This is a genomic window from Desulfosarcina sp., assembly GCF_033791525.1.
Classification (GTDB): Bacteria; Desulfobacterota; Desulfobacteria; order Desulfobacterales; family Desulfosarcinaceae; genus Desulfosarcina.
Map to the genome: position 1 here is coordinate 1 of NZ_JASJGN010000154.1, position 20,807 is coordinate 20,807.

At 55.8% G+C, this 20,807-nt stretch carries 20 protein-coding genes; 11 read left to right on the plus strand and 9 right to left on the minus strand.

Going from position 1 to position 20,807, the window contains the following annotated elements:
* Positions 1–251: 251 nt before the first annotated feature.
* From QNK41_RS07435 to QNK41_RS07450, 4 genes are read right to left on the minus strand one after another with little or no spacing between them, the layout of a single operon-like run.
* Entirely contained in the window at positions 252–1,058 is an 807-nt protein-coding gene (locus tag QNK41_RS07435) for an alpha/beta hydrolase (protein WP_319255314.1), read from the minus strand.
* The gene (locus tag QNK41_RS07440; RefSeq protein ID WP_319255316.1) at positions 1,043–1,414 is read right to left on the minus strand and encodes a YdbL family protein; all 372 of its coding nucleotides are present in this window, start codon (positions 1,412–1,414) and stop codon (positions 1,043–1,045) included. Before QNK41_RS07440 ends, QNK41_RS07435 begins: the two co-directional genes overlap by 16 nt.
* 47 nt (positions 1,415–1,461) lie before the next feature.
* On the minus strand, positions 1,462–1,674 hold the full coding sequence (locus tag QNK41_RS07445) for a hypothetical protein (protein WP_319255318.1): 213 nt from the start codon (positions 1,672–1,674) through the stop codon (positions 1,462–1,464).
* Positions 1,675–1,719: 45 nt separating this feature from the next.
* Positions 1,720–4,491 (minus strand): YdbH domain-containing protein, encoded by a 2,772-nt coding sequence (locus QNK41_RS07450; RefSeq protein ID WP_319255320.1) that lies wholly within the window; start codon positions 4,489–4,491, stop codon positions 1,720–1,722.
* A 117-nt stretch (positions 4,492–4,608) separates the two neighbouring features.
* Between QNK41_RS07450 and QNK41_RS07455 the strand changes: the two genes are divergently transcribed.
* The 3 genes from QNK41_RS07455 to QNK41_RS07465 are packed head-to-tail and all read left to right on the plus strand — an operon-like array spanning position 4,609 to position 7,082.
* Positions 4,609–5,310, plus strand: coding sequence for an ABC transporter ATP-binding protein (locus QNK41_RS07455; RefSeq protein ID WP_319255322.1), 702 nt, complete (start codon positions 4,609–4,611; stop codon positions 5,308–5,310).
* The gene (locus QNK41_RS07460) at positions 5,300–6,049 is read left to right on the plus strand and encodes an ABC transporter permease (RefSeq protein ID WP_319255324.1); all 750 of its coding nucleotides are present in this window, start codon (positions 5,300–5,302) and stop codon (positions 6,047–6,049) included. Before QNK41_RS07455 ends, QNK41_RS07460 begins: the two co-directional genes overlap by 11 nt.
* 28 nt (positions 6,050–6,077) lie before the next feature.
* Positions 6,078–7,082, plus strand: coding sequence for an ABC transporter substrate-binding protein (locus QNK41_RS07465; protein ID WP_319255326.1), 1,005 nt, complete (start codon positions 6,078–6,080; stop codon positions 7,080–7,082).
* A 100-nt stretch (positions 7,083–7,182) separates the two neighbouring features.
* Here QNK41_RS07465 and QNK41_RS07470 read toward each other — a convergent pair whose 3' ends face one another.
* Positions 7,183–7,914 (minus strand): hypothetical protein, encoded by a 732-nt coding sequence (locus QNK41_RS07470; RefSeq protein WP_319255330.1) that lies wholly within the window; start codon positions 7,912–7,914, stop codon positions 7,183–7,185.
* 195 nt (positions 7,915–8,109) lie between these two features.
* Here QNK41_RS07470 and QNK41_RS07475 point away from each other — a divergent pair, with 195 nt between their 5' ends.
* Entirely contained in the window at positions 8,110–8,517 is a 408-nt protein-coding gene (locus QNK41_RS07475; RefSeq protein ID WP_319255332.1) for an NFACT RNA binding domain-containing protein, read from the plus strand.
* Here QNK41_RS07475 and QNK41_RS07480 read toward each other — a convergent pair.
* Positions 8,511–8,795 carry a hypothetical protein gene (locus QNK41_RS07480; RefSeq protein WP_319255334.1) on the minus strand — a complete coding sequence of 95 codons (285 nt, stop codon included), beginning with the start codon at positions 8,793–8,795 and terminating at the stop codon, positions 8,511–8,513. The genes QNK41_RS07475 and QNK41_RS07480 overlap by 7 nt on opposite strands.
* On the opposite strand from QNK41_RS07480, the gene QNK41_RS07485 reads away from it, so the two are divergent.
* The 5 genes from QNK41_RS07485 to QNK41_RS07505 all read left to right on the plus strand — a co-directional run bounded on the left by QNK41_RS07485 (position 8,788) and on the right by QNK41_RS07505 (position 13,562).
* Positions 8,788–9,015, plus strand: a complete 228-nt coding sequence (locus tag QNK41_RS07485) for a hypothetical protein (RefSeq protein ID WP_319255336.1) — start codon at positions 8,788–8,790, stop codon at positions 9,013–9,015. The two genes, QNK41_RS07480 and QNK41_RS07485, sit on opposite strands and share 8 nt — an antisense overlap.
* Positions 9,016–9,440: 425 nt before the next feature.
* On the plus strand, positions 9,441–9,710 hold the full coding sequence (locus QNK41_RS07490; protein WP_319255338.1) for an HU family DNA-binding protein: 270 nt from the start codon (positions 9,441–9,443) through the stop codon (positions 9,708–9,710).
* Between the two features lie 158 nt (positions 9,711–9,868).
* Positions 9,869–11,854, plus strand: coding sequence for a ribonuclease catalytic domain-containing protein (locus QNK41_RS07495; protein ID WP_319255340.1), 1,986 nt, complete (start codon positions 9,869–9,871; stop codon positions 11,852–11,854).
* Positions 11,855–12,141: 287 nt separating this feature from the next.
* The gene (locus tag QNK41_RS07500; protein WP_319255342.1) at positions 12,142–12,777 is read left to right on the plus strand and encodes a TetR/AcrR family transcriptional regulator; all 636 of its coding nucleotides are present in this window, start codon (positions 12,142–12,144) and stop codon (positions 12,775–12,777) included.
* 104 nt (positions 12,778–12,881) lie between these two features.
* A complete protein-coding gene (locus QNK41_RS07505; protein WP_319255344.1) occupies positions 12,882–13,562 on the plus strand; it encodes a DUF554 domain-containing protein in 681 nt (226 codons plus the stop codon).
* A gap of 68 nt (positions 13,563–13,630) precedes the next feature.
* Here the strand turns inward: QNK41_RS07505 and QNK41_RS07510 are convergent, their stop codons facing one another.
* The gene (locus tag QNK41_RS07510) at positions 13,631–14,107 is read right to left on the minus strand and encodes a cytochrome c3 family protein (protein ID WP_319255346.1); all 477 of its coding nucleotides are present in this window, start codon (positions 14,105–14,107) and stop codon (positions 13,631–13,633) included.
* Positions 14,108–14,282: 175 nt separating this feature from the next.
* On the minus strand, positions 14,283–16,949 hold the full coding sequence (locus tag QNK41_RS07515; protein ID WP_319255348.1) for a DUF1566 domain-containing protein: 2,667 nt from the start codon (positions 16,947–16,949) through the stop codon (positions 14,283–14,285).
* Between the two features lie 518 nt (positions 16,950–17,467).
* On the opposite strand from QNK41_RS07515, the gene QNK41_RS07520 reads away from it, so the two are divergent.
* Both QNK41_RS07520 and QNK41_RS07525 read left to right on the plus strand, forming a co-directional pair.
* Positions 17,468–17,953 carry a hypothetical protein gene (locus QNK41_RS07520; protein ID WP_319255350.1) on the plus strand — a complete coding sequence of 162 codons (486 nt, stop codon included), beginning with the start codon at positions 17,468–17,470 and terminating at the stop codon, positions 17,951–17,953.
* 9 nt (positions 17,954–17,962) lie between these two features.
* On the plus strand, positions 17,963–18,985 hold the full coding sequence (locus tag QNK41_RS07525; protein ID WP_319255352.1) for a type II asparaginase: 1,023 nt from the start codon (positions 17,963–17,965) through the stop codon (positions 18,983–18,985).
* On the opposite strand, the gene QNK41_RS07530 is transcribed toward QNK41_RS07525, so the two are convergent.
* A complete protein-coding gene (locus QNK41_RS07530) occupies positions 18,973–20,139 on the minus strand; it encodes a glycerate kinase (RefSeq protein ID WP_319255354.1) in 1,167 nt (388 codons plus the stop codon). The genes QNK41_RS07525 and QNK41_RS07530 overlap by 13 nt on opposite strands.
* Positions 20,140–20,807: the final 668 nt, after the last annotated feature.

Genomic DNA, 20,807 nt, shown 5'->3' on the forward strand with positions numbered 1-20,807 from the left:
ATCTGCACCTGGAAAAAAAGGGAAAATATGAAGTGCAGGCCATCATCTACGAGGACCTTGTCAGCCAAGTCGCTGAGAACGGATTCCTGATTTTTGTACTGGACGAGAATGGCAAGGTGATGGAGCGTCTTCCCGCCGCCCCGTAAACCCGTTACAGACCGGGTTTACCTTTTTTCAGTTCCAGGGACAAACACCTCCGGGGTTTCCGACGGAAGTGTCTCCAAAGCACCACCCACTTTTTCAAGAATTGATCAGATTCGTATTTCAACCATAAAATCAGAGATGGCTGTCAGCACGGCATCGGTTTTTTCCAGATGGGGCGCGTGACCGCAGTCGGCAACCACATCAATAGCCACCGCACCCCCGGTCTTGGCCTGGATGAGATCAATCTGGCCCTGTGACCCGTAGGGGTCATTTTGCCCCTGGACAGCCAGCACCGGTACACGAATGGCCGGCAGGAATGCGTCGATCGTCCACTGCCTGAAATCCGGATCAAGCCAGACATCGTTCCACCCCCAGAAGGCACAATGGGTATTTTCCCCATGGTAAAGGGATAGACGCGCTTTAAGATCCCCGTTGAGGTAGCGTTGGCGTGCGGCTTCGATGGCTCGCCGGGTGAGCGCTTCGCAAAAAACGTGGGCGGCCAGGGTGACCACCCCCTTCAGGCCCGGGCAGGGATTACCGCCGGCGTGGATCAGGGCGATGGAGCCGCCGTCGGAGTGGCCCACCAGAAGGTGATCGAGAATGCCGGTCTGCCGAATAACCTCGGGCAGCACCCTCAAGCCCTCGTGGTGCATGAAATCGACACCTCGCGGCAGCGGGCAAGGGTCGGAACCGCCGTATCCCAAGCGGCTGTAAACCAATGCCCCGCAGCCCGTGATTTCGGCCAGCCGGGCCGGGAAGTCGCTCCATAGAGACACGCATCCCAGCCCTTCGTGAAGGAATACCAGGGTGGGTGCTTTATGGGGCCCGGGGCCAATCCAGACGGCCTCCAACCGGCCCCCGCCGGCGCTTAATTGAATGTCTAATCGGATCTGGCGGGTTATTTCTGAACCCACTTGCCGCCCGCATCCTGGAGCCACTCCCCGGGCTTGGCCTTTTCGGCAATCTGCAGCGCCCGACGCTGGCCGACGACCGCGGCAGTGGTGCCCTGCTGCTGGGCAATGGCCCTGTATACCAGCTGCCGGTCCTTGTTTTCAGCCTCCACCAGCGCCTGTTCCTGCCTGTCACCGCCGACGAAGGCAAGCAAACCCTGACTGTTCTCGCCGATAATGCCGGCAGCCTTGAGTTCGATAATTCTCGGCAGCCGGTCTTTCATCCGCTGTTTTATATCACCGCAACATGCGGAGGCTGAAAAGAGAAACACACCGACAACAACCGTTGCCATAAACCACAGATATCGTGTCTGGTTCATCTCAATCGTCCTTTCATTTCCAAAAAAAACACCGTTTGTCACCGGTCTTATTCGGTTGGTTTGATCGCTTCGGCGGTTTCGTCGATATCGCCGAAGAAATCGTCAAGGGCCCGGTCCACTTTCACGTTGACGTCAATGGTGATGTGGATGGGTTTGATTTCCACCGGCTTCACCTCGACCTCGTGGCGGGTGGCGCAGGATGAAAGGCCCCATAAGGCCCATACGATTGCCACCACCGGCAGCAAAACCTTTTTCAGCATAGCGGTTCTCCTTTATGGGAAGGTATCTCAAAGATGAGATGTCTCCTACTGAATCATGTTGACGATGTCTTTATACTGCAAAAGCTGGTTCAGGGGAAGTCTAAGGTTCACATCGAGGCCGATGCCCTGGAAGACTGACCCCTGCGCACCCGCCTTGACGCGAACGAAGCTGCCAATCTCTTTTTTATAAATAAAAGGCAAGGGGTTGACCGGCTTGCCGTCAAACTGGAGGCGCATGACAAAATCCTCACCTTCAGATGCCAATCCAAGCTTGGCCCAGGTATAGGCGTAGTTCTTCAACGCCTCCTGGGCCAATTCCACCTGGGCAAACTGAGGTGTTCCGGTCGGAATTCCCCGGGTGAGCATTTCGGTACCGCTGAGCTGAATCTGTCCGGTTTCTCCGGGGGTGGAAAAGAGAAACCCGTCATCGAAACGAATGCGGCCATTGCTGTAGGCGATGGGAATCCTGCCGTTTACCGTGCCGCTTCCCCTGGCGTTAACCGTCCCCAGCTGTTCGAGGATCCGGGACAGGCCCAAACGCTGACAGTAAAGGCTCACCTGGTAGTCCTGTTTGCCGGCCGTGATCCGCAGCGCCTGGGCGTCCACCTTGCCGCCGCACCAGTTCAGACGGCCCTTTTCGATAAAAAGCGTGTTCTCCGATTCCACCTGGACATCGAACATGCCCCCGTCCATCACGATGCCGCCCATGGCGGCGCGCGAAAACCGGATTGGCTGGGCAGGACCGCTGCGAATACGCGGCAGTTCCGGGAAACGCAGGTTGGCATCGATCCCCGCCACCGTGATTTTCTTGTCCGTCATCCGCAGTTCGCCGCCCTTCATGGCAAGATCGACATCGCCGTGGATGCCTGCAGAAGAGATCGACCCCTTGCCTTGCGCAGAAATTGTTCCGGACAGCGTCACCCCTTTTGCCTCCGGGACGAAACGCCCCAGGTCGCTTTCAGCCGGCAGCTCGTATGATGGAATCTGGAAAGTAAAGTCTGCATCTCCAAAGCGGGTCGGGTTGATATGCACGTTGCCGGCAAGGACCGCGGCCATTCCCGGAAACCGGTCACTGTCATGGGTAGCGGTAAAGGTATAGGCATCATTGGTCTGGGAGATCCGACCCTTTATTTTTCCTAAAGCACGTTTATTGAGATCGACCCGTGCAACGGAAAAAGTGCCTTGACTGCCCCTTGCCTTGGGGCCCGAACGAAAAGGAAGGTCCAGCCGCCCCCCTGAAAGATGCAGACCACTGTCTAGGTGATAAAACCGGCCATTGGCGCATTGCAGCCGGGCATCGACAACCGGCGCATCGCGCCCTTGCTTTTGAAACCGGGCGGAAAGGGTCAAGGCATCGAGCTGACCGGCCATGCCCTTGGCATCGAGAGTCGGGGAGGGAAGCTGAACCCGGGCGTGACCGGTCCAAGCCGGGTCATGCGGTTCATGCTTGAACTGCAGCGTTCCCCTCGCGTCGGCCGATGGCAGGTTGACGATGGTCCCGGCGGCGATTGCCCGAATCTCCTTCAGGTCCAACTGCCAGTCGGCGGCCCCACCCTGCCCGTCACCCTTTGCCGTCAGGCTGAAGCGGGGCGAACCGCCATGGATACTTGCTCCGGCAATGGTCATATCCAGCGGATCCGATCGGGTGCTCGGGTTGTTTCCAGTCGTACTGAATCCGGCGGTCCATTCCCCCGAAGCCTTTTGGGTGACATCGAATGTCAACGGCAGGGAGGCGCTGGCTTTCAGGGAAACCGGCGTCGGGCGGTCAATGGACCAGGGCAGGAGTGTCAATTCGGCCTTACCCGCCGCTGCCCGTAAGTCTCCACCGAGATTCACGGTTGCGGCCAGCATGTTCATGGCCACGGGTGCCGGCGTCTGAAGCTGTACCCCACCGGCCCTGACCTGCCAGGTCCGGAAATCCTCGGATCCGGCCGACAGGGTAGCCGGCGTCTCGTCTCGCCCCGGTTCAATGGTGGCTGACGCATAGGCCAGCCGACCGCTGTGCCAGGTCAGGTCGATATTCGCCTTGGAGATGGCAAAAGGGGTCCATGTCACCACTGCGTGAGTCTGAACGGTCACTTTCCCGGTGGCCTCCAGTCCGGCAATGAGATGAATCAAATCGGCGAAAGGATCCAGGGAGATGGCGGAGCCGTCGAGACTTACCCTTGCCTGTTGGTCGTCCATGTCCACCTTTGCAGCCAGCGCCAGGAGTTGGTCGCGTGGGAACAGGCGCACATGGACATCCAACTTCATCATATCCTTTCCATCTGGTTTCAAATCTGCTTCAAAAGGAATTTTGTAGGTCGCGTTGTGCCAGGTGAAGTTGACCATACCGCTGCGGATTTCCAATTTCCCCACCGCCATGCCCGCGAGCGGGGACACGGCGTCTGAACCTGACTTGTCGACCGACGCCTTTCTCGCCGGCGTGGCTGGGTCCAGCCCCGGCAAGGCCAACCCGTCCGGACCAAGGGTTCCGTTGACCGTCACATCACTGATGCGAATACGGCGAATTTTCTTTCGGCGCAGTTCTCCCGGCGTGTAGCCAATGGTGATGGAACCAATGGAAAGGGCTGGTTGGTCGGCATGGCCGAAAACAAATGGTCCGGCCACCGTCTGGAACAGGCCAATTGTAGAGATCCGCCCCGAGAAATCCGCAAATCCCAGGCGCCGGATCTGCGCCACGGGAAGCCGGTCAGTGACCAGCTGCGGCAGGTACAGATAGACCAAGAAAAGCAGGCACACTGCCAGGGCCGCTGCCGTGGTCAAAACCAGAACCACGGTCGGCCAATATCGTTTGCCTATTGGGGATTCGTTCATCTACCCGTTGATGTTAAGGATATGACTGGAAAATTCTAATTCTAAATGATATTGAACAGATATATTTGTGTCAAACAAAAAATCCTCGAGTCCTCTTTTCGAAATGGTGGATTCTTTTTGTGTGAGAAAATGATCGCCTGCCATGACATCACTTTTCGATATCCGGGCGCAGAGACCCCGCTTTTCGATGGCCTCGATGTGACCATTGACAAGCCGGGCTTTCACGCCCTGTTCGGGCCGTCCGGCATCGGAAAGACGACCCTTGCCAAAATTATTTCCGGCAACATCGATAGCTTCTCGGGGCGGGTGAAGGCCATCGGCGACATGCGCTGTCTGTATACATACAACCGCGAGCGGCTGCCGGGATGGTCACCGGTGGGCAGGCACCTGGAAAAAACCACCCCCCCGGGCCGTCGGCTGCTGAGAGACGAACTCATACACCATTTCGGCCTGATCAAACTCATGGACATGCGCTACTCCCAACTCTCCATGGGGCAATGCAACCGGGTCAACCTGCTGCGGTACCTTCTCCAGGATTTCAGCATCCTCATCATGGACGAAAGCCTGGCCAATGTCGATGAACCCACCCGGCAGGCCATCTTGTACAAAATTAAATCGATCTTCCCGGAAGCCGGTTTTCTCTACATTTCACACAATGTCGTGGAAGTGGCCCGGTTCTGTGACCAGATCGTCGTCTTTCGCGGGGCTCACCAATCGCCCCAGACGTGTTGCATCAGCGGGCAGGATCACCGTGAAGACCAGCCCCTGGACAAAACCGACTTGGAGCGCTCCATGCTGGAGATCATGAATGCTGCATAGGCGAATCTTCCAGTTTTTCATCGTCTACCTGCTGGGCATCGGCCTGCTGTTCGGGATCAAGCTCGTCTTGAATCTTTCCGATTACGTAATCCCGGGGCCCACAGGTGTTTGGCTCACGGGACAGGCGGAATTTTCCCGTTATGTGGGCGATGTGCTGGATACTTTTGCCGTGGCCGTCATCGGCCAGGTGTTGTCCATCCTGATGGCCCTGGGCGTCGGCGTGGCCGGACGCCGGGCCACCTGGTTCGGTTCTTTCATCAAGGTGGCGGCCTACAACGTGCAGGCTTACCCCATTGTGGCCATCGCACCGATCCTTTTCATTCTGCTGGGGGATGGATTCCTGACCCGGTTGTTCATCGCCGCCATGATCTGCTATTTCCCTCTGCTTTTGTCGGTCATCGGCATCATGAGCGAGCCCGTGGTCGACATCGAACATTTCTATCGGGTGACGGGCCGGCTGCGATGGCAGCTCGAAGTGAAAATCCGGGCCTTCGAGAACCTGCACAAGCTGACCACTGTTATTTCCGGCAGTGCCACCCTGGCCATGGCGGGTACCATCGTGGCCGAATTCATCGCGGCCAATGCCGGTATTGGCTACAGCATTCGCATCGCCCTGTACCAGAGCGATCTGTCCAAGATTCTGGTGGCCCTGTTTATCATCGGCATCACCCTCTCCCTGTACCAGGGCATTTTGGAACTGCTGGGTGCCGGTTTGAAAAAAGCCTGGGCGGCCGGATAGTCTTTGCACATTGAAGGGAGGTTGCACAATGAATCCACGCCTTGCACATCCCTGGCTTACCGCTTTGATTCTGCTGGGTGTCGTCGGCAGCAGCCTAATTTCGGCCAACCCGGCTCTGGCACAAGAAAAAGTTGCCTACCGCCTGAAATGGCTGATCAATGCCAGCACCGCTGGGGACGTATTTGCGCTGGATCAGGGCTTTTTTTCCAGGCAAGGAATGGAAGTCGTGGTCAAGGCCGGGGGCCCGGAGCGGGATGCCATCCGGGAGTTGGAACTCGGATATGCCCAGTTCGGCGTGGCCTCGGCGGACCAGGTGATTCGGGCACTGGCCAAAGGGGCGGCGGTGGTCGTGCTGGCCCAGCTGTTTCAGGTCAACCCCCTCCAGTGGATCTATCGGGCAGATGACTTTTCCCTGACACGGATCCAGGATCTGGCGGGCCGGACGGTGGGCATCACCTACGGCGGCAACGACGAAACCATCATGCGGGCCCTGCTAGCCACCGTCGGCATGGACGACAATCAGGTTCGCCTGGCCAGCGTTCGGTACGACTACACACCTTTTTTTCAAAATCAGGTGACGATTTGGCCGGTTTACCGCAACACCCAGGGGATCTTTTTGTCGGACAAGCTTGCGGCCGGTGGCGAACGGGTGGCTTTTTTCGATCCGTCCGAACATGGGGTTCGGTTCGCAGCCAACAGCGTCGTTACCTCAACCAAAATGATGGATCACCATCCGCAAACAGTGGGCCGATTCACCCGGGCACTGCTGGCCGGATGGCAGGCAGCCATGGCGCCGTCCAACGAAAGCGCGGTTATCCGGGCAGTGGCAAAATACGATCGTGATACATCGGAAGCGGTCATGCGCCGTCAACTGACGGCCACCCGTCAGATGATCCAACCCGACCCCGGCATCCCCATCGGCCATATCGATACAACGGCATGGCAACAGACTGAGCAGATCATGATCCGGCAAGGGCTGATTCCCGGTCCGGTGAACGTCATCGGCCGGCTCAGGCCTCAACAAGCGCCCTGATCGAATCCGTCCGGCTGTGGTAAGCACGCTTCACAGCCATGCATATCGGGTGATCGCATCTTCTTAGAGGAATTAGACGACTGGCGCGACGATGGAGCTGTTACTCCGGATAGCGCGCCCGGACCTTTTCGTGCAGGGCCTGGGAGCGCATCCATAAATAACCCGTATCCGAGTCGAAATCGTAGGAAAGCAGCCGGTCGGAACCCTTCCCCGACCAGCGATACTTTTCTTCATGGTCACCTTCCTGCCCGCCTTCACCGTAACGCCGGAAAACCTCAGCCTTCAGTTCCATGAAATCCACATAATTGCTGGTCTCTACGAGAATGGTGTAAAGCCCCCCCTGCCAGAACCCGTAAAAGATATTGTCCACACCCGCGCGGCCGAAACGCTTTTTCCGCTGTATGTGGGAGTATTGCTTCACGCCTCCATATGCGGGATCGGTTCCCACGAGTGCCAAGCCTTCAAACTGGGAGAGCGGCTGGCCCCATCTCAGGTCAAGGTACCCGGGGTCATCACTGATCCCCGGTGGGTGTGGAAGGGGATGGCCGGCGGCAGGAAGGTCGGATGGGGGTCTAAGATCGGCGGCCGGACGTTGCTCGGAAGGCGGTTTATCTTCAATCGGCGTCGGTGATTGAATCAGCCGAGCCACCTCTTTTTCATCGACTCTCACCAACTGGCCATCTTTATAATAGTTGACGGTGCCGTTTTCCTTCCACGCGCTTGGGGTCTGAAACATCTCTCCCGACCTGAGAATCACCATATCGGCACCCACCGGGCCTGCGCCCGTCAAGATGGCGAGCCCGAGAAGCACGGTTAAAATTTGACTATGCATGCATTTTAAACCAATGATATGGCAAGACACGGTTCTAAGATGGTAGAAGAGGACATTGATGATCTCACTGGCGCTTGATCCTGCTCCAATTTATCCGCCCCCATTCACCGTGTCAATTCCCAGGGAAAATCCTTTGAATTTCTTACGCCGTCGGCATACCCTGTGGCCCTGATGGATTGGAAAAAGGAGGAACCGTTGACAGATCGACCCGAAAGCAGCGTACATCGGCCCGACCCGCCACGCGTGTGGGAATATACACTCCCTGACGGCCACCGGGTGATGGCAGGAAAAACCGATGCGGACAACGATCGCCTCAGCCTGAAGGTCGCCGGCCCCAACGACTGGTGGTTCCATGTGCGCGGTATGCCCGGCAGTCACGTAGTCCTGATAGCCGCCGACGGTCGGATGCCGGGCCGGAATACCCTGAACCAGGCCGCCGCCATTGCAGCCTACCACAGCAAAGCCCGGGGTGGCGGGGTCGTCGCGGTTTCCGGAACCCTGGCCCGCCATGTCACCAAACCTCGCGGCGCCAAACCGGGAACCGTACAGATTCGCAAAGAGCGGGTGTTTAAAGTCCGCCCGGCACTGCCTGAAAGTTATTGAACCCACGGCCTGGACAGCCGCCGGCCATGGTCGCCGATGAACACCAGGTTCCTGCAACGGCTGCACAGGCCGGAAAGATTGCGATGAAGGACGACCTGACCAAAGGGATGAACCGATTTCAATCCGTTGGTATTAATAAAGACCTGCTCCACGTCCGGTCCGTAAGATTTGAGGGTATTGACCAACTCATGAGCGGATGTCCCATCGAAATCTCCGTCGAGGGTGAGGTGGACACTATTGCTGTTTTTGTGCTGGAAAATCTTGAAATTAATGGCCATCGGTTGTCTTCCTTTCCACCGCCAGGGGGGCGGCACCATCCGTTTGCCAGAAAAGGATTCTGGAAATGAACGCCAGGTGGGTCACACCAGGAGTAGTGAAGCGGCGGGAAGCTCAACGCAGGCAGTTCAATTTCAGATCCGCAACCATCGACAGCACGATTTCCACTGGCACACCAATCATATTCAGGATGCCGCCTCACACGAAGCTTATCAGCAATGATGGTGCCATCTTGAAAAATGACTCGAAAATTGAACAATTTACTATTTATATGAGATGGTTAAATAATAGTCGCATAGACCCAATCGATTCATCGTCGACGTTCATTGTGGCATAAAATACCCATTGCCCATGGAAATCGATTCATAATGCCAGACCTGCCGACCCCTTACTAATATACCAAAATCGTTCACCGTGCATAGCAATTGGCAAGGTTCGGATAGTTGCAAATTCCATAAGGCGGATCCCCCCATGACTTGCCATTATAAAGAATAACAGATGCGGGCGCCTAAGGATAAACAGACGGCCGGCGGTTTTCGGGATTACGCCCGAAAACCGTTTAATCACTTGACTGACAGGGCATTTGCAGATATAGGTGGCCACCTTAACGGTCCTTATGTTTACACTTTAAATGGAGGAGAATATCAATGAATAAAGGTGATTTAATCAACGAAGTGGCCCAGATCGTTTCTACCAAAAAGCAGGCTCAGGAAGTCGTGGATGGTGTTTTTTCCGCTATCACGGGTGCCCTGAAAAAGAATGAGCCTATTCAGATCGCCGGTTTTGGAAGTTTTAAGACCGCCAAGCGTGAAGCCCGCACCGGCCGCAATCCCCAGACCGGAGCCGAAATCCAGATTGAAGCCAGAATGGTTCCCAAGTTCGTACCGGCAAAAGCACTGAAAGACGCTGTAAAATAAAAAACGCCATCGATCCGTCACCCATAAAGGCAGGGCCTGCGGCCCTGCCTTTTTTTATAAACCGCGAGGAGATTTTTTTGGTCTTCTGGCCGATGGACAATCGTCGCATCGTGTCCGCACATTGACTTTCACCAGGGGGATTGCTAATACAATTAGCTATGGAATCTGGTGAAATTGTAGAATATATTGACGATCAAAAAATCATCTGCACGGTGGTGATGGAAGGCGGTAACCAGAGGCTCCGCCTGTTGACCGAACACAACCGGGAGGTCAAAGTGGCCGCCCAACGGCTGTCTCACAGGGGAAGCATGCGTCTGGACATGTCCGCGGGCAGGAACCGTTTGGTGGATTCGCTGCGGGAGCTGTCTATCAAACGAAGTGCCATTGCCGATGAGATCGAGATCGAAGCGCTCTGGGAAGTCCTCAACCAGGAACAGACGTGGATCGATCTGGATACCATGACCGGCCTGTGTTTCCCGACGGCAGAGGACGATGATCACCAATCGGGAGTAATCCGGGCCCTGTTTAAAAGCCGGCGCTATTTCAGGTTCAAGCCTGACCGATTCCTACCCCACACTGAAGAACAGGTGGCAGCCATCATCGACATAGAACGAAAAGCCGCCCGCAGGAATCGACTCATTGACGCTGGTGCAGCATGGATCCAGTCTGTGAAGTCGGGATCGACCGCTCAGCCGCCGGCATGCCACCGGGAGCTGGCGGAAAAATTCAAATCATTTTACCTGTTCGATAAAGAAAGCCCCGATTACGATGCGGCCAGGACGATCATGAAAAGGGCCGATCTGACTTCATCTGAAGCCATCTTCAATCATCTGGTGGCCGTAGGGGTCTGGACGCCGGACGAAAATGTGGATCTGCTGCGCTATAAAATCCCCACTGATTTTTCGCAGCCAGTCCTCGAATGGGCCCAGTCTGTGCCAGCGGCAACGGCTGGCACGTTCAAAGACAGCAGCCGGGTGGATCTCACCCACCTGACCACTATCACCATCGATGGTCAATCCACCCTGGATTTTGATGATGCCCTGAGCATTGAAACCCGGGACGATCATTTTCTCGTGGGAATCCATATCTCCGATGTGGCCGAGCATATCAAAAAGGGGGACCTGCTGGACCGGGAGGCCCGCTCGCGCGGAAGTTCCATTTATATGCCGGACAACCGGATCTCCATGGCACCCCCCCTGCTTGCAGAAAACCGATTGAGCCTCAAAAAAGATCATCTCCGGCCAGCGATCAGCACCATGGTGAAAATCAGCCTGACTGGCGACATCCTCAGCTACGACATATTTCCCTCCATCATTCGCGTCGACCATCAGCTCAGCTATTTCGAAGCCAACGTCAGTGCAGAAGAGGGCGAGGCCATCGGGACGCTTTACAACATCGCCACCCGATTCAGGGAAAAACGCCTGGGCCAGGGCGCCATCCAGATCACCCTTCCTGAAATCAACATCTGGCTGGATGAATCCGGCATTCCCGTGGTCAATCGGGTAAACCGGGAGAGCCCTGGCCGAATGCTGATCGCCGAAATGATGATCCTGTCCAACTGGCTGTCGGCCCGTTTTCTTGCGGAGAACAACACGCCGGCTATTTTCAGATCGCAGCCAAAGCCCAAAGACCGCATTCTAAAAAACGGTACCGGCTCCCTGTTTCAAAACTGGATGCAGCGAAAGCTGCTCAACCGGTTTGTGCTGAGATCAGGTCCGGATCATCATTGCGGACTGGGCCTCGATGCCTATGTAACCGCCACCTCGCCCATCAGGAAGTATTTCGATCTGGTCACGCAGCGCCAGCTTCGGGCAGTTCTGGGCCTTGAAACGGCATACACCGAAAAGGAGATCGAGGACATTATCGGACAGCTGGCCCAGCCCATGGCCGATGTGGGGCGGATCCAGTTTCGCAGAAACCGCTACTGGCTGCTCAAACACCTGGAAGGACGAATTGGTGGCAAAGAAGAGGCCATCGTCCTGCAGCGGCGGAGAAATGCCTATTCCATCCTGCTCAAGGCTTACATGATCGAATGCCCCCTGCCCCAGTCGAGCGGCATCCACCTGAAACCCGAGGATCTGGTGCAGGTCACCATCCAGCACGTCAACGCCCGCAACAACACCCTGTCCGTATTTATGGGGTAGCCGCAAAACGCAAACCGCAGTTCCTTAACGGACGCAAACAAACCCGTCCTAAACGTTTCCGGTATAGCCAGTGTTTTATACCGGCACAGCGCCTTTCGCATCTCTTGACTTTTTTCTTTATAGACTTAATTTTCTTTGTTTTGTTACTGGTCCACGCCATCGCTGCCGGCCATCAATATGCAACAACAGGGTCTCGAGAAGATTCAGGAGTTTTCCCTTGACCCTGCCAACATTATTCATTGTAGAGACGTTTTCTTAATAAATAACATTCAGGAAACAATTGCATCATGGGTATTCAGGAACGAAAAGAAAGAGAAAAGGAGCGGCGGCGGCAGCAGATTATCGTTGCCGCAAAACGGGTATTTTCAGAAAAGGGGTTCAACAAGGCGACCATGGAGGATATTGCCAAAGAGGCGGAACTGAGCCCGGGCACCCTCTATCTCTATTTTAAGAACAAAGAAGAACTTTACGCCTCGCTGTCACTGCGTATTCTCCAATACCTCCACATTCGCGTCACCCATGTCAACAAGGAAACGTCCCTGTCACCCGACCAGAAGCTAAGCGCGCTCATGGAAGCCATGTACGACGTCTATGATTTTGACCCGCTGATTATCATCAATATGTTTCACCTTCAATCCAGCGAGACCCTGAAAAACCTTTCCGACTCGCTGCTGGAGGAGATAAAGGATCTGTCCCAGAAATCCATCGGGGCCATCTCCAAGATTTTTGAAGAAGGGATGCAAAAAGGCATCTATGTCGATTGTCATCCCGTGGCCCTGGCCGACATCTTCTGGTCCATGTTCTCAGGCGTTGTACTGTGGGAAGCCAGCAAGAAAATTATCAGCTCAGACAAGGATTACCTGAAATCCACCCTTGCCACCGCCTTCGAACTGTTCGAACGGGGAATCCGAAAACCACTTTAGGGTCCACCCATTCCATTCATTGTCACACAAGCCGGCACCTGTTGCCGGCTTGCATACTTTCTATCGGATGGGCGTCTCCGTCCCCGAAAGCAAGCGAGTACATCATGATCGGCACCATTGTGAATGCAGCGGCAATAGTGGCAGGCGGCGTGGTTGGCCTGCTCCTTAAAAAAGGTATCAAAGATAACTATAAAACAACCATCATGCAGGCCATCAGCCTGTCCGTCATTCTCATCGGCGTCCGTTCGGCACTGAATGCGACAGATCTCCTCGGTGTCATCGTCTGTATGGTCGTCGGGTGCCTGTTGGGGGAAGCCATGCAGATCGAAGACCACATCGAAGCCCTGGGGGTCTACGCCGAAAAGCATATCAGTCGATCGGCGGATGGTGGTTTTTCAAGGGGCTTGGTAACGGCCAGCCTGGTTTTCTGTGTGGGGTCCATGGCCATCGTGGGGTCACTGGAAAGCGGACTGGCAGGCAACCATGAGACCCTGTTTGCCAAGTCGCTGCTGGACGGCATCACCTCGGTAGTCTTCGCTTCCACCTTCGGCAGCGGCGTTATCTTCTCCGCCGCACCGGTACTGGTCTATCAGGGTGCAATCACCTTAGGGGCATCACTGCTCAAGCCATACCTGACTGCCGGTGTGATCGCCCAGATGTCCGGGGTAGGCGGGCTGCTGATTGCCGCCATCGGTATCAACATGCTCCGGCTGACCCACATAAAAGTCGGCAACATGCTCCCGGCCATTTTCCTGCCGCTGATCTATTATATGCTGAGGGGTTAAATAAAAATCCCCCCATCATCCGATGGGGGGATTTTTTTACAAGGTAGGTTCAAAAAGTAATCGTCATTTTATTCTTTCGGATGACATCCGATGCAGCCGACAGGACCGGTGACCGGCAGTTTTCCATCGATTGGCGCCATGCTCTTGGCCATCTGCTCAATTTCCTTCTTCATGGTTTTGTGGCAACCGATGCACTGGCCATGGTATGCGTTTTTGTAATATCGGAACGCCTGATCTTTGTCGATGGCCTTGGATCCTTCTCGTCTGGGCAGGGTGTCAAGATCGTGACAACCGGTGGTCATGCAGCCTACGATGGGCTCTGCACCTTTCCAGGTATGGTGGCAGTTGTTGCAGGCAAGAACCAGATGGCGACCATGCTGGAAATCCACGGCGGCCCGTTTGGCCTCCATCGATTCCGGCGGTTCCAGGGTGATGATCCCTAAAGGAACACACATCTCTTCATCCCCGGCAATGGCGACCCCCAACGAGACACAGGCCACAACACCGATGAACAACACCACCCCCACAAACGATAGGCTACGCATACGCTTCCCCCTCTTCAATTCTTAGCTTGGAACTTGGTCATTGAAAAACGAAGCAGATATAAACCCAAATGGAAAATTTTTCAATGAATAATTGTTGTCCACCTGTACCTGTCCGTGCACCCTTGCCTGCTGCTCCGGTTGCAGGCCGCTCGTATCGATCGGCAAAAAGCCCCGTTTATTTGCGTACGGCACGAACAGCGCCGCAACTTTCCTCGGTTTTCGAACTCCTTGTGAACACGGTTTCCGGCTGCGATGTAACCACATCCACCACCCGGTGATATCCCCTGACAAAGGTTTCAGACGTCCAGTACCAAGCGGCGCCGCTATCGGGGAAAAAAGGCCTGTTTTTATAGAGCGTGGCCAGTTCGCCGGCCGTGGGAAGACGCCAGTCCGAATGGCCACCGGTGCGCAATCCCTGAACGTATTCCTTGGCCGTTTGATAGGGAATGCATGTTTCGAGATCCAGGTGAGAATCCAGCAGGCACCAGGTGAGCCCGGTCACCTTGTCGCTAACCGTACCGTCCCGGTGGTCGGTGAACCGACTCGCCACGGGGCGCAGTTGCTTGGCCACCTGATCCCGAAGCCGCTGAATGCGCTGGGCCTCTTTAGCCTGCCGGGCCCGCTCAGCCTGCTGCCGGGCCAACACCTCCCGTCGCGCCGCATCTGCCCGCTGGACACGAATGGCATCCTGAAGTTCCGGGTCGAGCTGCGCTCTCATGTTTCTGGCGAGTATGCCATAAGGCCCCGATGCATGGTTCTCCACATACATGTCCAGCCGCTGGATCCGGCTAACAATGTCGTTGTCCGGGTTGGTGGCATAGGCCGCCGTTTTTTTCCATGCCTCCTGCCTGGCGAGGTCGGTATTCAATGCATTGATGCGCTCAGCGATGGCCTCTTTTTGAGTGGTATCCGGCCGTTTTTCGAGATAGTCGAGATAGATCTTTCTGGCCTTGACATAGTCATCAGCCACCAGGGCCGACTTGGCTGTCAAGTCCATGACCTCCTTTTTATCTTTAAGCATGGTGCGCAGCATCCTGACCTTTTCTACCCAAATCCCATTGGTAAAAGCCGATAGAAACTGGTCGCATTGGGCGATGCAGCCGTCCCAATTTTCCTGGTCATCGCAAGTGGCGGTCTGCTTCTCGATGACTCCGAAATATTCTTGGGCCAGATCGCTGATCATCCGTTCCACGGCCTTTCGTTCCGAACCTTCCGGAAACTGCTCAAAATATTCACGATAGGCGGCGTGGCGCTCCAGGAAATCGGTGGTGGAAACCTTTTTAAGACCCTCGAAATAAGCGGTTCCCAGCAAATTCCGGATACCGCCAATGGCTTCATTGATCTGTGCGGCATAGGTGCTTTGGGGAAACTTTTTTACAAAGGAAGTATACAGGGAAAGTGCTTTTTTCTCGTAATTCTCGTCAATTGCCAGGTCATTGACATCCAGAATGGTTTTTTCATAGTCCTGCTTTTCAATTTCGGCATGGGTATCGTTCAGCCGGCCCTCCAGTTCCGACCGGTGGGCATCTTCAGGGTGCGCTTTGATGTATTGCATCAGCATCACAATCTGGGCGTCGAGCGCCTTGGTGACCGAAAGGTCAGCGATCAACTGGTCGTACCGGCGATTGAGCTGTCTCTTTTTGAGCAGCCATCCACCGACGGTAACAGCAATGGCAAAAAGAATCACCACCCCCAATACGAAGAGCAGTTTGCCGGTCCTCCCCATCTGATCCTGCTTGCCCACTGAATGGTCGGTGCTTTTTTCAAAGGGTACGGCCACCGCCGGTTTTGGCGATTCCTGTAAGTCCGCTAATTCCGATAGCTCCAGGTATTCCATTGATTCCGGCGGGGGCGGTTGGGACGGTGCTTTTTTGGCGGGCTTCTTCGGAACCGGCTTCGAAGCTTTTTTCACGGGCTCTTTTAGCGGCTGGGTTTTTCCAACCGTTGCCGGATGCTCCGCCGGCGGGGCTTTCTTCGATTTGGACGGTCGTGCCGGGGCCTGGCGATCGGACGGCGGTGGCGGCAGCTGAGCACCGGCCTCGTCTTTGATTTTCAGGCTCTCCATCATCACGCTCATGAGCGGGTCGTGGATCTCTCTAACCTGATCGGGATCGGCCGCTTCAATCTGAATGGCGGCATTGTCCCAGCTGATAATCCGGTAGGCGGCTTCGTTGCCGGCCATCCCCTCAACCTGCGCCGCGACAAGGCTGCCGCCCTCAAGATGGAGATAGCCGGTGCGGTTGCCGCTGGACACTTTGAGCGCATAGGTGGCGCCCTCCATTTCCGACATCTGAAGAAACGAGGGAAGGCTGATGCCGTGGATCTGCCCACCCACATCGGTAATGGTTTCAATCTTTTTATTGCTTAAAAACTTTTGAACCAGGGTTCCCAGCTGTTGGTAATCCTCATCGCTTATGCTGGGTGAACAGAATCCCAAGAGGACTTCGATCTTACCCGCGTCCTGCTTCCAGGGCCACAGGGCACCGTAAAACGAGCCGGTTTTAATGTTCTTCAGGAAAAGGGCCTGATCTTTGCGGATGCCTCCCAGGAATTTCACCGTGGGGTCGAAGCGCAGGGAAACAGGAAGACCTTTGCCGGGGGCCTTGGCCGGGTAGCCGAAAAAGGAGGAGAGGACTTCCACCAGTTCATCTATGGTACGGCCGGTCGAGGTCACCTGGTACAGGCTGCGCGGCTCCTCATAGAAGCGGGTGCTCATATCCGGCAGATCATCGACGCCTTTGGCCAATGTCAGGAATCCGACCAATACCGCCTCGTTTTTGGCGATGTCCCGGATTTCATTGCTGTCGCCGGTCAACAATTCTTCGATCAGCGGTACCCCCATGGGTTGTCGCGTCCTCTATTTTTCTAAAGGTATCGTACCGATGGCCGGGTATCAAAGAAATAAGGTCTCCCGGCCGTTGCCTGTCGAAAAATTGTAATCCAGCGACGCCGGATCAGAATGAAAAAGGAAACAATTCCCCGGCGGAGCTAATTTTTCCAATAATCTATAGCAGATGGCAATGAATCTTGTCAAAGGCAAGATCGCCTGAGCCCATCTTTGCGGCCATTTCATCGCTTCGGGCTCGCCTCTACTAAAATGGTTCAACCACACCAGGCCAGTTGGCCCGCCCGAATCGAAACGCGACCTGCATCCCGTGTTGCGATACCTCTCTGTCGCGCATCAGCAAAATGACCGTCACGGGGCCAGTTTTACCAAGCGGTATCACACATGATTGACATCCAAAAATCCATCTGATATTTTTCAATAATCAGGATATTTCATTCCATTAGGGTATTTCAATACCAGCACCATTACTTCATCGCCAAAATCAGTCTGCCGAGTTCCTGCCCCAGGGGGAAATGAAAATATCACCTTTAAGGGAGTACTATGCGGCGACTGACAAAAACCCGAAAATGGGGCTCAAGGACAACCTGATCAACATTGTTCATCAGGAAAAAAACGAGGCGCTGTTCGGCGGATGCACCGGCCACGGCTGCGGAGCGGCATTCAACTTCCTGGCTCTGCAGCCGGACAGCGAGGTGCACGCCTTCAGGAAATTTCCCTCGCTGGTCGGAAACATCACCAAACATAATCTTTACGACATTTATCACACTGATCTGGCCGAACGCTATCGCACAGGCAGCCGGGCCTGCCGCAACTGCCGCCTGAACCCGGTCTGCCGAGGTGCCTGGCCATCGCCTACAGCATGGGCCTGGACGTCTTCACGGACAAAGATCCCTTCTGCTTCGCATCCCATCAGGTCACCGGCGAATAAAGATCACCGAAAAGGAAACCAACAATTGAAACCGTTAATGAGCAACCGCGAACCGGCAACACTCCGGTAGGGTAACGCCATGCAGACGAAGCGCATCCACCACCAACCTGACAAACCTCCCCGTGTGAGGATTCTCGCCACGGGCGGCACCATTGCCGGTTCAGCCGAATCCGCGACTCAGGCAGGGTACACGTCCGGTCGGGTGACCGTTGAGGCCATGATCGGCGCGGTACCCGGTCTGACCGAGATTGCCCGTGTCCGCGGCGAGCAGGTCGCCAATGTGGGTTCCCAGGATATCACCTTTGCCATCATGATCGACCTGGCCAACCGGATCAACGCCCTGTTGGGCACCGATGGGGTCGACGGCGTGGTCGTCACACATGGCACGGACACCATGGAAGAGACGGCCCACTTTCTAAACCTGACCATTAAAAGCAAAAAGCCGGTGGTTCTGACAGGGGCCATGCGACCATCTACCGCCATCAGCGCCGATGGTCCGCTCAACCTGTACAACGCCGTTGCCGTCGCCGCCGATCCGGATGCCGCCGGGCGTGGCGCGCTCGTGGTGATGAATGACCGGATCCACGGCGCCCATTCACTGAGCAAAACCAACACCACCTCGGTAGAAACCTTCATTTCCCCGATCAATGGCCTCATCGGAACGGTCAATTATGGTAAAACCGAATACTTCCGCCGGCCGTTTCGTAAACACACCCATAAAAGCCAATTCTCTGTGGAAGGGGTCAGGTCCCTACCCCGGGTGGATATCATTTACGCCTGCGCGGACATGCCGGCCGACCTCATCGACGGTTCCATGGAAAAAGGCGCCAAGGGGATTGTGGTCGCCGGTGATGGCAACGGCAACATGAACGCGGCGACCATCGAACGGGCAGCCCGGGCGGCGAAAAATGGCGTCATCATCGTCCGCAGCTCCCGCGTGCCCACCGGGAAAGTGGGGCGCAACGTGGAGATCGATGATGACCGCATGGGTTTTATCGCCTCGGATGAACTCAACCCGGCCAAGGCACGGGTCCTGCTGATGCTGGCGCTGTTGAAAAAACGCCGGTTAGGTGAAATACAGCGGCTGTTTTATGAATACTGATCCGCCGGCCGCACCCATCGCCCGGCAAGAAAAGTTCTGACCACCTGCTCGGTTTGCCGGGCCAGCAGACCATCCGCGTCCTGCATGACCGCTGCCAGCGATTGCGGACCGCTGCAGATCGAAAAGACGGCATCGATGCCGATATCGTAAAGCGATGCAATGCCGTCACCGACCCCGCCGCAAATGGCGATACAGGGGACACCGGCTGCCTTTGCTGTTCGCGCCACACCCGCCGGGGCTTTGTTGAACCGGGTTTGACGATCGATCCGTCCCTCGGCGGTCAACACGAGGTCGGCACCGGCAATAGCGTCTTTGAGCCCGACCACATCGATGACCAGGTCGATGCCCGGCTTCAGATCGGCACCGACAAAGGCATGCAGTCCACCGCCCAGGCCGCCTGCCGCACCGGCTCCCGGCATATCGGCAATGGCGACGCCCAGGTCCAGTTGGACGACCCGCGCCAGGTTGGCCAGCCCCGTGTCGAGCCGGGTGACCTGCTCGGGCGAAGCGCCTTTCTGGGGAGAGTAGACCACCGAAGCGCCATTGTCGCCGGTCAACGGGTTGGTCACGTCGCAGGCCACCGACACGGATACGCCGTCCAGCCGTGGATCGAGATTCTGGCGGTCGATGGAGGCGATCGCTCCCAGGGAACCTCCCACCGGTTCGACCGGTGTGCCGGTTTCATCGAGAAACCGGTATCCCAGGGCAGCCGCCATGCCGATCCCCCCGTCGCAGGTGGCACTGCCGCCGATCCCTACGATGATTCGCGTGGCGCCGTTGTCCATGGCCGCACGAATCAGCTCGCCGGTGCCGATTGTGGTGGTGCGCGTCGGGTCATGCCGCGCCTTCGGCAACAGGGCCAGCCCGCTGGCTTTGGCCATTTCCACCACGGCCAGCTTCCGAGAGGGTACCATGCAAAACGGTGCCGAAAGCGGTTCCATTCTTGGGCCGGAAACCATTACCTCAACCCGTGTCCCGCTCAATCCGGCAAGCATGACTTCAATGAGCCCGTCTCCCCCGTCGGCCACAGGGACGCAGGTGACATCGCATTGGGGAATAACGGCCAGGATGCCCGTTTTCATCGCTTCCGCCGCCTGCACGGCGTTCATGCTGCCCTTAAATGCGTTGGGAGCAGCAACGATACGCATGTTCATGGGGTACCTCGATTAAATGAAGGTTGATGAATCTGTAAAAAGTCGCATTTCCGACGGAGTCGTATAAAGCCCGAGATCAAGGCTTGCGGGCCGCGAAAGCGAGTTTCGGTGAGCCAATGGCAAATCGATAAAGATCCTTACGGCGAACATTCATGTTCCATCCTGAGAATACCGCTATCGCGGGTGCCGTAGGCAGCGTACTTATGGTACGCTGCAGTGACGAAGGATAAAGCGTAACGCAGATATCGGGCTTTTTACGACTCCGTCAAGGTTGCCGGGATCCCCTGTCACGGCATATGATACAAAACAGCATCGTCATGGGTTATCGGCAACCGTTGCGGAGTATACGGCGATTGTACTTGACCGCCAAAGAATATCAAATACAAATTTTCTGTTGGATTAGTATAAAGTTAGATTTTCTGACGGGTTCGTAAAAAGCCCGAGATCAAGGCTTGCGAATCCCGAGGAATGAGGTGTACTTACTGTACTCCGCAGTGACGAGGGATGAAGCGTAACGCAGACATCGGGCTTTTTACGAATCCGTCAATTCTGAATCGAGTGAATATGCTATCCATGAGAAAACGAGCCAGGGAACTGGGCATTGCCCCGGGCGTTCTGCCAACCGGACCGCTCAACGCCATCACCGATGTTCAACCCGTTGGGGTCGG

Bases quoted from the DNA above. Each gene is read 5' to 3' on its own strand.
- QNK41_RS07480 (WP_319255334.1), bottom strand. From the start codon at position 8,795: ATGGCCATTAATTTCAAGATTTTCCAGCACAAAAACAGCAATAGTGTC.
- QNK41_RS07505 (WP_319255344.1), top strand. From the start codon at position 12,882: ATGATCGGCACCATTGTGAATGCAGCGGCAATAGTGGCAGGCGGCGTG.
- QNK41_RS07440 (WP_319255316.1), bottom strand. From the start codon at position 1,414: ATGAACCAGACACGATATCTGTGGTTTATGGCAACGGTTGTTGTCGGT.
- QNK41_RS07490 (WP_319255338.1), top strand. From the start codon at position 9,441: ATGAATAAAGGTGATTTAATCAACGAAGTGGCCCAGATCGTTTCTACC.
- QNK41_RS07515 (WP_319255348.1), bottom strand. From the start codon at position 16,949: ATGGGGGTACCGCTGATCGAAGAATTGTTGACCGGCGACAGCAATGAA.
- QNK41_RS07450 (WP_319255320.1), bottom strand. From the start codon at position 4,491: ATGAACGAATCCCCAATAGGCAAACGATATTGGCCGACCGTGGTTCTG.
- QNK41_RS07495 (WP_319255340.1), top strand. From the start codon at position 9,869: ATGGAATCTGGTGAAATTGTAGAATATATTGACGATCAAAAAATCATC.
- QNK41_RS07500 (WP_319255342.1), top strand. From the start codon at position 12,142: ATGGGTATTCAGGAACGAAAAGAAAGAGAAAAGGAGCGGCGGCGGCAG.
- QNK41_RS07445 (WP_319255318.1), bottom strand. From the start codon at position 1,674: ATGCTGAAAAAGGTTTTGCTGCCGGTGGTGGCAATCGTATGGGCCTTA.
- QNK41_RS07520 (WP_319255350.1), top strand. From the start codon at position 17,468: ATGAAAATATCACCTTTAAGGGAGTACTATGCGGCGACTGACAAAAAC.
- QNK41_RS07485 (WP_319255336.1), top strand. From the start codon at position 8,788: ATGGCCATCGGTTGTCTTCCTTTCCACCGCCAGGGGGGCGGCACCATC.
- QNK41_RS07470 (WP_319255330.1), bottom strand. From the start codon at position 7,914: ATGCATAGTCAAATTTTAACCGTGCTTCTCGGGCTCGCCATCTTGACG.
- QNK41_RS07460 (WP_319255324.1), top strand. From the start codon at position 5,300: ATGCTGCATAGGCGAATCTTCCAGTTTTTCATCGTCTACCTGCTGGGC.
- QNK41_RS07465 (WP_319255326.1), top strand. From the start codon at position 6,078: ATGAATCCACGCCTTGCACATCCCTGGCTTACCGCTTTGATTCTGCTG.
- QNK41_RS07510 (WP_319255346.1), bottom strand. From the start codon at position 14,107: ATGCGTAGCCTATCGTTTGTGGGGGTGGTGTTGTTCATCGGTGTTGTG.
- QNK41_RS07530 (WP_319255354.1), bottom strand. From the start codon at position 20,139: ATGAACATGCGTATCGTTGCTGCTCCCAACGCATTTAAGGGCAGCATG.
- QNK41_RS07525 (WP_319255352.1), top strand. From the start codon at position 17,963: ATGCAGACGAAGCGCATCCACCACCAACCTGACAAACCTCCCCGTGTG.